The organism is Photobacterium alginatilyticum (assembly GCF_009910675.1).
GTDB classification, from domain to species: Bacteria; Pseudomonadota; Gammaproteobacteria; order Enterobacterales; family Vibrionaceae; genus Photobacterium; species Photobacterium alginatilyticum.
The window spans coordinates 42,009-54,446 of sequence record NZ_RSEJ01000008.1 but is presented as its reverse complement, the minus strand read 5'-3'; the positions used below and the strand labels follow the sequence as shown (position 1 = coordinate 54,446).

At 50.0% G+C, this 12,438-nt stretch carries 10 protein-coding genes; 1 reads left to right on the top strand and 9 read right to left on the bottom strand.

Annotated features, from left to right (window positions below; all coding sequences use genetic code 11):
• Positions 1 to 30 precede the first annotated feature (30 nt).
• Both EIZ48_RS09445 and EIZ48_RS09440 read right to left on the bottom strand, forming a co-directional pair.
• The gene (locus EIZ48_RS09445; protein ID WP_160650421.1) at positions 31 to 849 is read right to left on the bottom strand and encodes an ion transporter; all 819 of its coding nucleotides are present in this window, start codon (positions 847 to 849) and stop codon (positions 31 to 33) included.
• Between the two features lie 136 nt (positions 850 to 985).
• Entirely contained in the window at positions 986 to 1,624 is a 639-nt protein-coding gene (locus EIZ48_RS09440; protein WP_160650419.1) for a YchE family NAAT transporter, read from the bottom strand.
• A 725-nt stretch (positions 1,625 to 2,349) separates the two neighbouring features.
• Here EIZ48_RS09440 and adhE point away from each other — a divergent pair.
• On the top strand, positions 2,350 to 5,052 hold the full coding sequence (gene adhE / locus EIZ48_RS09435; protein WP_160650417.1) for a bifunctional acetaldehyde-CoA/alcohol dehydrogenase: 2,703 nt from the start codon (positions 2,350 to 2,352) through the stop codon (positions 5,050 to 5,052).
• A gap of 107 nt (positions 5,053 to 5,159) precedes the next feature.
• Here adhE and EIZ48_RS09430 read toward each other — a convergent pair whose 3' ends face one another.
• The 7 genes from EIZ48_RS09430 to cmoB form a co-directional block, all read right to left on the bottom strand.
• Positions 5,160 to 5,852: an SDR family oxidoreductase gene (locus tag EIZ48_RS09430; protein WP_160650415.1), complete on the bottom strand. Its 693-nt coding sequence runs from the start codon at positions 5,850 to 5,852 to the stop codon at positions 5,160 to 5,162.
• A gap of 357 nt (positions 5,853 to 6,209) precedes the next feature.
• Complete coding sequence (locus EIZ48_RS09425) at positions 6,210 to 6,719, bottom strand: VC2046/SO_2500 family protein (protein ID WP_160650413.1); 510 nt, start codon at positions 6,717 to 6,719, stop codon at positions 6,210 to 6,212.
• Between the two features lie 74 nt (positions 6,720 to 6,793).
• Positions 6,794 to 7,954, bottom strand: coding sequence for a MalY/PatB family protein (locus EIZ48_RS09420; RefSeq protein ID WP_160650412.1), 1,161 nt, complete (start codon positions 7,952 to 7,954; stop codon positions 6,794 to 6,796).
• 144 nt (positions 7,955 to 8,098) lie between these two features.
• Positions 8,099 to 9,073: an alpha-L-glutamate ligase-like protein gene (locus EIZ48_RS09415; RefSeq protein WP_160650410.1), complete on the bottom strand. Its 975-nt coding sequence runs from the start codon at positions 9,071 to 9,073 to the stop codon at positions 8,099 to 8,101.
• Positions 9,074 to 9,076: 3 nt separating this feature from the next.
• Positions 9,077 to 10,582: an inactive transglutaminase family protein gene (locus EIZ48_RS09410; RefSeq protein ID WP_160650408.1), complete on the bottom strand. Its 1,506-nt coding sequence runs from the start codon at positions 10,580 to 10,582 to the stop codon at positions 9,077 to 9,079.
• A gap of 14 nt (positions 10,583 to 10,596) precedes the next feature.
• Positions 10,597 to 11,367 carry an ATP-dependent zinc protease family protein gene (locus EIZ48_RS09405; RefSeq protein ID WP_160650406.1) on the bottom strand — a complete coding sequence of 257 codons (771 nt, stop codon included), beginning with the start codon at positions 11,365 to 11,367 and terminating at the stop codon, positions 10,597 to 10,599.
• 89 nt (positions 11,368 to 11,456) lie between these two features.
• Complete coding sequence (gene cmoB, locus EIZ48_RS09400) at positions 11,457 to 12,431, bottom strand: tRNA 5-methoxyuridine(34)/uridine 5-oxyacetic acid(34) synthase CmoB (RefSeq protein WP_160650404.1); 975 nt, start codon at positions 12,429 to 12,431, stop codon at positions 11,457 to 11,459.
• Between the last annotated feature and the right edge of the window lie 7 nt (positions 12,432 to 12,438).

Here is a 12,438-nt window from a genome sequence, read left to right as displayed (position 1 = left end):
GTCAGAGGCATCAGAATGACTGGCTTGCGACTAGGGATGCTGTGGCAGTTCGGCCCCGCATTTTTTACAGTAATTGGCGTCCGCCTCATGTCCGCTGGTGGCACAGTTCAGGCAGCGGATAAGATCACGCTGGGTCTTCATTTCCTGGCTGAGCTCTGCTGTGATAATGCCTGTCGGTACGGCCAAGATGGAGTAGCCAAGCAGCATGGTAAAAGCGGCCAGCGTCTTGCCAAGATCCGTCTGCGGTACGATGTCACCGTACCCGACGGTGGTGATCGTGACGATAGCCCAGTAGATACTGGCCGGAATACTGGTGAAGCCGTTTTCCGGCCCTTCAATCGCGTAAAGCAAAGCACCCAGTACGGTAACCAGGATGGCGACGGTGCTGAAGAAAACCAGGATCTTGCGTTGCGCCATTAACAGTGAGCGCAACAGGATATTGGAATCTTTGAGAAAGCGGGCCAGTTTCAGGATCCGGAATATGCGCATGACCCTGATTAATCTGACGATCAATAGATAGTTCGAGCCCGGGAACAAGAAGGCGATATAGCTCGGCAGAATTGCGATGAGGTCTATAACACCATAAAAGCTTTTGGCGTAAGCCCAAGGGCGTGGGGAGCAGTAGAGCCGGGCGATATATTCGACGGTAAATAACAGGGTAAAAAACCATTCCATAACGAACAGAAGGTTGGAGAACTCTGTCGCCACACCTTCGAGTGACGAGAGGATGAGGACAAGCTCAGAGCACAAGATTGCAAGGATCAGCACGATGTCAAAGTACTGTCCGGCTTTGGTTTGGGTGCCAAATATAACTTGATAGAATTTTTGCCGAGTGTTGAGCGTAACCATAAAACCCTGAAATAAAAATAGAAGCACTACCCGTAGGATAATGAACATTAAAGGGGGTTACCAGTTGGCGGCAATAAGCACCTCTCCAAAATGAGATGGAGAGGTACAATTGTGCGGAGACTCCGTGGAGAGTGTGTTAGGCGAGACCCGGAAATAAGGCGCGAAGGCCGTTGGCAATGAACTCAATGCCCAGGGCTGCCAGGATCAGACCCATAATACGGGTGATAACGTTGATGCCGGTTTGACCCAAAAAGCGTACGATAATCGGTGCTGCACGAAACAGCATCCAACAACAAAAGGCAAACGCCGCGATTGTGGCAGCAATTCCCAGCGTACTGGTCATGCCTGGGTAACGTGCGCTGTACACAATTGTCGAACTGATAGCACCCGGACCGGCCATAAGCGGCATAGCCAGCGGGACAACGCCAATTTGCTCCCGGCTAACTGATTCAGATTTTTCCTGTTTGTTCTGTTTATCCTCACCCAGTTTACCGCTCATCATCGAGAAGGCGATAGTCAGCAGCAGCAAACCACCGGCAACGCGGAACGAGTCGAGGGAGATACTGAACATATCCAATAAAAACTGTCCGGCCAGCAACGAGACAATAAGGATCACGCTGACGGCGAGGCTGGCGGTATAGGCTGTTCTGTTTCTCTCCTCGGTGTTCATGTGGCCGGTAAGAGAAACAAAGATAGGCATAATACCGATCGGGTTGACGGCTGCGATCAGACCGACGAAAAACTGTAAGAAAATGGCAATTTCGATTGTTTGCATTGTGGGATCATCTAACAAACGTAAAAAACAAGAAGCTAACTTCCTCCTCTTTAACAGGTTGCCACGTAATATCTGAAGGGGCTTAGAAAAAAGGCGCAAAAAGCAGTGCGTGAAAAGTGCTGCCTTGGGGCCAGAGTTGCGACGATACTGGGTGGCTTCCTGTTATTTGGCGCTACTTTAAGCTAAAGCTTAACGTCAGACCAATTAAAAATAGTTATCTCTACCCTTATTAATAATTATCGGTAAATTATGTGTTACACCCCTGTAAAAAGCCGGTGTTTTGGATTACTCTTTATGGGCACTCGGCGTGCCACACGCAATGTAATTAAGGTAACTGTATCCGGCTAAGCCTGTGATTTACTTCGCATTAAGTGTTGAAAGCAGCCAATTATGTATGTTTGTTACGTAATATTTGTTACTTGAAATGTCGCTTTATGAAGTAATCTGATACAATTTCAACCTTGCCGGTCACATTATGAACTTTCAAGCCTTTGAATTAACATGACGCAGCTCGGATTTTGACAAAAAGTACTCCTATAGGGTTACAAGTGATCTAAATCAATTTTTTTCGGGGTGTGAAAGAATATAATCAGTTTTGAAAGCAATTTACTAAGTATGTGTGTTGTCGGGGCGTTAATAGCAGGGCTTCTCTGGTACCGATAAGTCGAAAGTTGCGACGACAGATTCTTACTAAAAAGTTTTTAATATTAAGTTAGGAGTTAACTATGCCTGTAACAAATATGGCTGAACTAGATGCAATGATTGCTCGCGTCAAAGCTGCTCAGAAAGAGTTTGCGACTTTCTCTCAGGAGCAAGTTGACAAGATCTTCCGTGCAGCCTCTCTTGCTGCGAACAACGCGCGTATTCCTCTAGCTCAACAAGCTGTTGCTGAATCTGGTATGGGTATTGTTGAAGATAAGGTTATCAAAAACCACTTCGCTTCAGAATTTATCTACAACAAATACAAAGACGAACCAACTTGCGGTATTTTGGAAGAGAACGAAGAGTTCGGCACCATGACTATCGCAGAGCCTGTAGGTATCATCTGCGGTATCGTACCAACTACGAACCCAACATCTACTGCAATCTTCAAATCTCTTATCTCTCTTAAAACACGTAACGCGATTATCTTCTCGCCACACCCACGTGCTAAGAACTCAACTAACGATGCTGCTAAGCTAGTACTTGATGCTGCTATCGCTGCCGGTGCACCAAAAGACATCATCGGTTGGATTGACCAGCCTTCAGTTGAGCTTTCAAATGCCCTAATGAAGCACGATGACATCAACCTTATCCTTGCGACTGGTGGTCCAGGTATGGTTAAAGCGGCTTACTCTTCAGGCAAACCAGCTATCGGTGTCGGTGCGGGTAACGTTCCTGTAGTTATCGATGAAACTGCTGACGTTAAGCGTGCGGTTGCATCTGTGCTTATGTCTAAAACGTTCGATAACGGAGTAGTGTGTGCTTCTGAGCAGGCAGTAATCGTAATGGACGAAGTTTATGACGAAGTGAAAGAGCGTTTTGCCTCTCACAACGGTTATGTACTAACTAAGTCTGAAGCTGACAAAGTACGTAAAGTACTGCTTATTAACGGCAACCTAAACGCAGATATCGTTGGTCAGCCAGCGACTAAGATTGCGGAAATGGCAGGCGTTAAAGTACCGGCTGATACGAAGATCCTTATCGGTGAAGGTGTTGAAGTTAAGTACGAAGATGAGTTCGCTCACGAGAAATTGTCCCCGACTCTAGGTATGTTCCGTGCGTCTTCTTTCGAGAACGCTGTTGAGCAAGCCGTGACAATGGTTGAAATCGGTGGTATCGGCCACACATCTGGCCTATACACAAACCAGGATGTTAACCAAGACCGTATCAAGTATTTCGGTGACAAGCTGAAAACTGCACGTATTCTTGTAAACATCCCGACTACTCACGGTGGTATCGGTGACCTTTACAACTTCAATGTTGCACCTTCTCTAACTCTTGGTTGTGGTTCATGGGGTGGTAACTCTATCTCTGAGAACGTAGGTCCTAAGCACCTGATCAACAAGAAGACAGTAGCGAAGCGAGCTGAGAATATGTTGTGGCACAAACTACCTAAATCTATCTATTTCCGTCGTGGCAGCCTTCCAATCGCGCTTGGTGATCTTGAAGGTAAGAAGCGTGCATTCCTGGTAACTGACCGTTTCCTATTCAACAACGGCTATGCAGATGAAATTGTAGCGTTGCTTAAAGCACAAGGTATCGAAGTACAGACATTCTTCGATGTAGAAGCGGATCCAACGCTATCTGTTGTTGAGAAAGGCGCAGAAGCAATGAACAGCTTCCAGCCTGACGTAATCCTGGCTCTTGGTGGTGGTTCACCAATGGATGCTGCGAAGATCATGTGGGTAATGTACGAGCACCCAGAAACAGAGTTCGCAGACCTGGCTATGCGCTTTATGGATATCCGTAAGCGTATCTACAAGTTCCCTAAAATGGGTAAGAAAGCAGAGCTTGTATGTATCACAACAACATCTGGTACTGGTTCTGAAGTTACTCCATTCGCGGTTGTTACCGACGACACTACTGGTGCTAAGTACCCACTGGCTGACTACGAACTAACGCCTCAAATGGCTATCGTTGATGCGAACCTGGTTATGAATATGCCTAAGTCGCTAACAGCATTCGGTGGTTACGATGCAGTAACTCACGCACTGGAAGCTTACGTTTCTGTTCTTGCTAACGAATACTCTGACGGTCAGGCTCTTCAGGCACTTAAGATGCTGAAAGAATACCTACCTTCAAGCTATGCGAACGGTGCGAATGACCCAATCGCTCGTGAGAAAGTACACAACGCTGCAACTATCGCGGGTATCGCATTTGCGAATGCCTTCTTGGGTGTGTGTCACTCAATGGCTCACAAGATCGGTAACGCATTCCACTTACCACACGGCCTGGCTAACGCACTGCTTATCTCTGACGTGGTACGTTTTAACGCGAACGATAACCCAACGAAGCAAACTGCATTCTCTCAGTACGACCGCCCACAAGCACGTCGTCGTTATGCTGAAGTTGCTGACCACCTGGGTCTGTCTCAAGCGGGTGACCGTACAGCTCAGAAAATTGAGCGTCTGCTGGGATGGCTAGACGAGCTGAAGGGCGATTTGGATATTCCACGCTCTATCCAGGCAGCAGGTGTTTCTGAGTCTGACTTCCTTGCGCAACTTGACACGCTATCAGTTGATGCGTTCGATGACCAGTGTACTGGTGCGAACCCACGCTACCCACTGATCAGCGAGCTGAAAGATGTACTGACAGCGTCCTACTACGGTAAAGCTTACGTTGAAGGTGAGACTTTCGAAGGTACGACTGTTATCAAGAAGTCTGAGAAAAACTCAGTAGCTGCTGAAAAGCCATCGAAAGCAAAGAAAGAAAAAGCTGAAGCATAATCATTTGTTATAGCTAGCGCACTTTAAGCCCGCCATTTTGGCGGGCTTTTTCGTTTTACCAAATATAAAGTGCGATTCAGAAACCAGACCAGCGGCCTGTATTCCCCTTATCCCACTTCGGCCTCTATCATCCGGCCATTAAAATAGTCGTTGGCAACAATGTACTCGGCGCTTCTGACAATTTCGTACTGGAGCGGCTGGCTGAGCAAGTTGCCGAGCGGAGGGTGGTCATCCTCGTGGGCAAAGCTTAATGGAACAACGCCCCCGACCCGGATATTGAACTCAGCCAGTTCTTTGGCCCAGCTCTGGGTCAGCCCCGAAATCATGGCTTTCGAACCGTTGTTGATGGGCTGGTGGGTGTTTATCAGATTGGCCGCCAGATTGACGATAACCCCCTCGCAGTGATGTACCCGCATGTAGTTGGCGGCCTGTTTGCCAAAAATGAAGAAGGGGGTTGCGCCTTCTGACATGGAGCGGCAAAACTGATCGACAGAGGATGGGCTGAACAAAGTGGGCAGATCTGAGCCGAACCAATAGTTAATCAATACATCAATGGTGCCAAACCGTTGATGAACCCTATCGATGAGGTTGGAAATCGATACCTCATCTTGGCATTCCAGCAAGAAGGGATGAGAGTTCCCTCCTGCTGCCAGGCAGGCTTGCTGAGTTTGCTGCAAGCGGTCAGCTTCGACATCTACAAGGGCTAGCTTGGCCCCTAATGAAGCGAAGTGGAGTGAAATCGCTTTGCCCATTGGGCTGCCAGCGGCAGTGATTACAATGACAGATTGCGCGATATTCATAACTCGTTCTTTCCCCCGTTTGTACCGGATGGTGCGCTGCTTGGTAGCAGTTTCTGGGCACTTCGAAAGTGAAAGTCTTCAATTTGGCACTGTTGGGATGTTGTGTTTTTTATTGCCAAATTTATCCAATTCCAAAGTTACGCACCTGGCCGATAAATCGATCATCAAGTAAACGAAAAAGATAATTCTATAGTGAAGCCTTGGGCGGGGATTAACTGTGAAAAAGCGCCCAATTTGCCCCAAACCGCCACTAAATGTTAGTGAATTGTGAGCAGTGTGCTGCCGGGAAATAACAAAGCTATGATGGTTGTCACGAAAATACAAATACTGTGAGCAACGGGGGAATTTGGCTGCAATTTAGGCAGTTTGATACATTTCGGCAAAGCGTTTGGCGTGGATCAGTGACAGGTACAAATCCTGTGGCGATGCCTTAATGGTTGCGTCTTCCTTCGGGGGGAGCATCCGGCGTTCATGACCGGACAAGTTGTGGTAGACCTCCTCGGGCATGCCCTTAGTACCCTGCGGCGGAAAGTTGAGTGCCGTCGGCTGCAATTCATGGAGCAAACGGGCGTCTGCAATCCCGCTGCTATGAAAGGCCTTGGCTTGCGCGGCCCCGTTATCATAACAGTGCTCGGTAGTGCTAAGCGGTTGTGGATCCTGCAGTTCGAAGTAAGCACGCAGTTCCGGTTCTGTCTTGCCGGGCTTGGGCAGAGCGTCAACCGGGATAGTTTCCAGATGATCCGGCGACAACATGGCGAGCATCAATGCAAAGTCAGCACGGCGACCACCTTCAACCGCATGGTTGAGGTTATTGCCGAGCTGCACTTCATTAATGAGCTGCGCTTTGTCTAACGTATGGATCTGCATTGTCTGAGAAAATAGGTTCCCGGTTTGTATTACTCCTTTTATCGGATTTAACTGTCAGAACTTTAGCAGTATTTTTATTTCGTTTTATCTAATGCCTCAATGGCGGTCCGCATTCGGCGCAGCCCTTCGTCCAGCGTATTGCTCCGGCAGGCAAAATTAAGTCGGACAAAGCGGGAGTTGCCAAAGTCAGCCCCGGGTGACAGGCCGATACCGGCTTTCTCGAAGAATTTGAACGGACTGGTTACCGGCAGTGCCGAGGCGTCTATCCAGGCAAGGTAGGTGGCTTCAATCGGGTGAAGCTTGAGATACGGCATCGCATTGATTTCCAACTCGACTTTTGCTTTTTGCTGACGAAGAAAATCAAGCTGCTGATCGAGCCAGGGCTGACAGTTCTCGTAAGCTGCCTGTGCCGCCGTATAAGCCAATACATTAACGTCCGGGACAATGCCGGCCTTGGCACGGATAAACCGCCTGCGCAGGTCCGGATTCGGTATGATGGCCATCGAAGCGCCAAGACCGGCAATATTGAAGGTTTTGCTCGGGGCGATAAGTGTCACCGAGCGCTGGGCAGCATCTTCGTTCAGGCTGGCAAAAGGAATATGTCGGGCGGTGTCATCGAGGATTAAGTCACAGTGAATCTCATCGGAGCAGACGTAAAGATCATGTTTCTGAGCAAAATCAGCCAGCGCTAGCAGTTCATTACGGCGGTACACGGTCCCGCCTGGGTTCAGCGGGTTGCAAAACAACATCAGTTTGGAGTCTGGAGTCATTTCAGCCTGCGTTAAATCCATCAGCCAGCGATTGTTTTGCAGGGTAACCGGGGCGACAGACAATGGGCGTTTGGCCAATCTTACGGATGACATAAACGGTGGGTAAATAGGCTTGGGGCTGATCACGCCCTGATTATGCTCGGTCAGTGATCTGACGGCGAGATTGAGTCCGCAAACAAGTCCCGGCAGGTAGACTATCCAGTCGGGGACGATATCCCAGTCATAGCACTGCTTCATCCGCTCGACAAGCAGCTCGGTAAGACGTTCAGGAGCCTGCCCGTAGCCAAATATACCGTGCTCAATATGTTGGTGCAGTGCGAGCGTAATGGCTTCCGGCACGCGAAAGTCACTGTCGGCTACCCACATTGGCAGAATATCCCGGCCTTTGTATTTGTTCCACTTTACGCTGTTGCTGTCGGTACGGTCGATAGGCTGCTCGAAGAGCGGGAAAGGGGAGTGCGTCATAGTGAGTCCATTCATGATGCTGTTGGTTGAGTATTATCTTATACCAATTAAGTTAAGTATTTGATTTTTGATTAGCATCGCTGCAAATTAGAGTAAAAAAAAGCCCTGACAGCGAGATCAGGGCTTTCGTTTTTAGCGGTAAACTCAGAACGCAGACTTGGTGCCGAACTGCTTGGCTGCGTAGGCCACACGCTCTTCCGGTGTCGGCGGGGTATTCGGCGTACCGAGGTTTTCGATATGGTGCAGACGGGGTAGCAAGCCACAGCCGTTGGCTGTCTGGATAGCCAGTCCGGGACGGGCATTGAGTTCCAGTACCATTGGTCCCTGTATTTTATCCAGCACCATGTCGGTTCCCATGTATCCCAGTCCGGCCATCTCCCAGGCACTGGCTGCTAGTGTCAGCAGCTTATGCCAGTTAGGCACTGCGAGCTCGCTAAGCAGTTTGCCGGTGTCCGGATGGCGTTCAACCGGCTGATCGAACTGAACGGCTCGGATTGCCTTGCCGGTGGCAATATCGATGCCGACGCCAACAGCCCCCTGGTGGAGGTTTGCCTTGCCATCCGAGGCTGCTGTCGAGCAGCGCATCATGGCCATCACCGGATAGCCCTTAAAGACGATGACTCGGACATCGGGCACCCCCTCGTAGCTGAAGCCGTCAAACACGTCATCAAACTGGATCAGGTTTTCGACCATGGCGACGTCATTCTTGCCACCGAGCGAAAAGAGGCCCGCCATGGTGTTGTTGATATGGCGCTCTACGTCCTGCTTGTTGATTTCCGCACCCGACGGTTTGATGTAAACCCCGTCTTTGTGCTTGACGACAACCAGGATCCCTTTGCCCCCAGAGCCCTGGGCAGGCTTGATCACAAAGCCCGGCCAGTCTTTTACCATATCGTGGATCTTTTTCACGTCGACCTGGCTGTCAATAACCCCAATCAGCTCGGGAACAGTCGCCCCCGCCCGTTGGGCGATATGCTTGGTCTTCAGCTTGTCATCCACCAGCGGATACAGGCTGCGGTCATTGTAGCGGCCGATGTAGCTGTGGTTGCGCTGGTTCATTCCCATGATGCCGCGCTCACGAAGCTTGAACGGAGAGGTAAACTGTGAAAATAGGGACATAGTTTAGCTCTCCGCGAGTGGTTTAAAGCGACGAAGCTCACTGAGACGGTAGCCTGTGTAGTTACCCAGCATCAGGATCAATGCCAGAATAATTAGCTGGATACCGATAAAGTTAAACGTCAGGTGGCGAACCAGGCCATTGGTCATCGCCAGGTAGACCAGAACTGCGGTAAGCAGTGAGCCGCCACCCTGGATCAATACTTCCTTGGCGCCTTCTTCTTCCCACAGTATCGACATACGCTCGATGGTCCAAGACAGGATGATCATCGGGAAGAAGGTGATGGACAAGCCCTCAACCAAGCCGATCTTGAAGGCCACGACGGTAAAGACCGAAATGATCATGATAACCGTGATGATCACCGCGGATATTCGGGCAACCAGTAGCAGGTTGAGTTTCGACAGGTAGCTACGGATAACCAGGCCGGTGCCGACAATCAGCAGGAAGCCGAGAATACCGGTGACCAGCTGAGTCTGAACGAAGGCAACCGCAATCAGAACCGGCATAAAGGTACCGGATGTTTTCAGGCCGACAATGATCCGCAGGAAGACGACAATCAGGGCACCGATCGGAACCAGCATGATAGTTTTGAACATCGCCTGCTCTTCAACCGGCAGACTGTGAATGGAGAAGTTTAGCAGATCTTCCGCCTGGACTTTTTCCCGTGTCGCCTGCTGAGGGGTGATGTCCTGGGCGATGATCGAGAAGCTGATGTTGGAATTGCGACCGCCAATGACATCCAGCAACGAGTGGCCCTGCTGGTTCCAGACAAGTACGTCATCAGGCTTGCCTTCCTGTCCGGTCTGGAGGTTAAACAGCTGCCACTTGGTACCGTCCCAGACTTCTACCATCGGGTTGATGCTCTGACGGCGGCGGCCGTCTTCAAGCAGCAGGCCCCCGACAATACGCGCATGGATGTTTTCCAGCGACAGCAGGTTGATGATGGCCTGCTCGCGGCTCAGGCTGTTGAGCAGCAGCGAGGCATTCTGGTTCGTCTTGTCGTTGAACTGCTTGATGAGTTCGCGGGCGAGGGTGATATTGTCGGCAGACAGGCTACGCGCCTGACCAATCAGAGCTGTTGCTGCTGTCTGTTGTGGGTTATCCAGGCTGACAGAGACCGTGGCGCCTTTTGGAGGTTCGGAAGAGTAGGTAGCCTGCTGGTCAACCAGCATCTGGGTCTTGTAATAGAGGATTTGCTTGCCGGTGGCTTCACGGATCGACCACTCGGCACGGCGGCCCATATCGGTATCAATCAGGGCCACACCATAACCTGGTGACGATGTGCTCTCGTCAATGAGGGTAAAGCCCTGCTGGGTTTCCGGTGCCGCCATCGAGACTTTGACCGGATCGCCGATAGCATCAAACTCGATACGCGCTTCCAGTTCCCATAACGCGCGCTCTTCGCCTGGCGTCCACGGTACACCGTAGACGTCATGACGGTACATGCTCAGCGCAGCCCCGGCAATGACGAGCAAGGTGATTAAGAAATAAAACGGGATTCTTGACGTCATGGCATCCTCATCAATTAATTAGTCGTTGTTTGTATTTGTTGCTCATTCATTCCCTGAACGAACTTTTTGCCGACATCGACCAAGGCGATATCTTTGAAGAACTCGCGGCCAAGCAACACCGGGTAGGTCATGTGGCTACGATCAGCCAGCGTGAACTGGGCTTTTTCGTGCAGTTGTCCAAGTTTGACCCAGGCTTCGATAACTGGCCGGCGTTCTGCCTGTTCCGCTGTCGACTGACGAACTTTTACCCAGCGTACAACCGGGGCTTCGACAATTTCGCTGTTATCACCGTTTCCTTCAAAAGCATGGCTTAGATTGAAACGAGCCCACTCTTTTCCATCACGTTCGAAGATCTGAATATCGACTGCATTGAGAGAGGATGTCGTTGCACCAGTATCGATTCTGGCTTTGAAGAATGACTGTATTGAGTCTAGCCAAACCCATTCTTCCTCGCCCAATATGACTTTACCGTGAGCCACTTTGGTATCAATAACCGGCTCGGCAGCGGCAATGGCTTCCTCTTCTTCAACCATTGTCTCGACTGCCGGGGCAACATGTACCGGCGGTCGTGACAATTCTTCAGAAATCGATGATAACTCTTTTTCTAGATTAGCAATATATTCATTTTGTTCATTAATTTGCTGAATCATTGTCGCAAATTGAAAATTAACACGCTCTTCCATCGTATTGATGGCGTTCATTGTTTTTTCATGATTGGCTGATTGCGTGAGAGTGCAGCCGGAAAGTAAAGCAATAGTGAGTAATGGCACACAGCGGCGAAGCATTATGTCTCCTAGAAGTACTTCTTATTTTTCTATAGGCGGCAATATTTTAACGTACAAAAAGGGATGCGAATAGCATCCCTTGTCAATAGTTAGTCAGGATTTCTGGCCACCAGGACCGCCCGTTTGGGTGCTGGGTAGCCTTCTATTGTCAGGCTTGGGTTCTGCGGGTCTAAATATTCAGGGAGTGAATTGTTGGTCATCCAGTCAGTCGACCTTTGCTCGTCGGTTGTGGTGACACATTCGTCTACAATGCGAACGTCCTCAAACCCACATTTCTCCATCCACACCTTGAGTGCTTTTGCCGACGGGAAGAAGTAGACATTGTGCATCTGGGCATAGCGGCCGGTTGGTACCAAGACGTCATTTTCATCACCCTCGATAACCAGTGTTTCAAGAATAACTTCGCCACCTTTGCGCAGTTGGTTCTTTAGCTGAATGATATGATCCAGCGGAGAGCGGCGGTGATACAGCACACCCATGCTGAATACCGTGTCAAAGGCTTTCAGCTCCGGCAACTGCTCAATGCCGAGCGGCAGCAGGAATGCACGGTTATCCTGGCCCATCAGGCGGCGAATGGCCTCGAACTGGATCAGGAACAGATTAGACGGGTCGATACCCACGGTCAGCTTGGCGTCTTCACCCAGCATGCGCCACATGTGGTAGCCGTTGCCGCAGCCGACATCAAGCACCGTCCGGCCTTTTAGTGGCGAGATATGTGGCAGGACGCGATCCCACTTCCAGTCCGAGCGCCATTCGGTGTCAATGTGGATGCCGTGCATGTTGTACGGCCCTTTGCGCCAAGGATGCAGCAGGCGAAGCAGGCTTTCCAGGCGTTTCTGTTCGCCATCGGCAATCCCGTCTTCATAACGGACACTGACTTCATTTTTCAGATCGATGATGTCTGGCTTGGCTGTCGGGAATTTTTGCAGTGCGCGCATCCAGCGGCCCATGTCGCCATGCTCGGCCGCTTCCCAGTCACTCAGCTGCTTAGGCAGTGTATTGAGCCAGGGACGCAGTGTTTCATGTTGGGCAATGAGTTGATAAAACTCAGAAAAACTAAACATAGTGGAA